The following is a 715-nucleotide window of genomic DNA, read 5'->3' on the forward strand; positions in this document are numbered from 1 at the left end:
GGTTTTCATTGTAGTTTTAGCTTCTTTATGGTCTTCGATATTTTTATAATCAGGAATCTCTTGATTGATTGTTTCTGGTACTTCTCCGTTCTCTTCCTCGATTGTTTTGAAGATTTTTTTAGCTAGTTGATTCATAACTCTTTCAGGGGTTGCTTTAAAGGTGTTTGCCTCAGAATGAGTAGTATCAATACTAATTCCAACGTCTTTAATAATGCCTTTTTCTACACATTGTTCTACAACTTTTAATATGATTTCATCTAATGTTACATCTTGCAATCTATGTACTCTAAACTTTGCCAATAAACTAGGGTGTGGTAAATCATCTTCTGGGTTTATCCCGAGAAAATACATGTAGGCAAGGTTTAATGATGCATCTTCTATAACTCTTTCGTCAGATAATTTATAAAGATGTTGAAGAACCAGTAATTTGACCATCATTTCTGGTTCTTTGGCTGGTCTTCCATAATATTTAGAATATGAATCTTCAAGTAGCTCATTAATAAAACTAAAATCTACTGCTTCGTCCATTAGCTTAAGGATGTGATTATCCGGTATTTTATTGTATAATATTGAGTACATGCTTAATTGTTTTCTGCTTTTAAGCATAAAAAATCCCCCTTTTTGGTGATAGTTTTTCGACAACTCTATTTTACCAAAATCGGGGGTTTTTTGTATTTTTTTATGAAAACCTACGGTTTTCCAGTTATTTGGAAAC

Annotated in this window: 1 protein-coding gene; it reads right to left on the reverse strand. The window is 32.0% G+C overall.

The features are described 5' to 3' along the window. Window positions 1-606: transposase (locus E1I69_RS24275; protein WP_136382031.1), on the reverse strand; the 606-nt coding region annotated here is incomplete at its 3' end. Window positions 607-715 lie beyond the last annotated feature (109 nt).

The sequence above is a fragment of the Bacillus timonensis genome (genome assembly GCF_004799755.1).
In the GTDB taxonomy this organism is placed as follows: Bacteria; Bacillota; Bacilli; order Bacillales; family Bacillaceae_L; genus Ferdinandcohnia; species Ferdinandcohnia timonensis_A.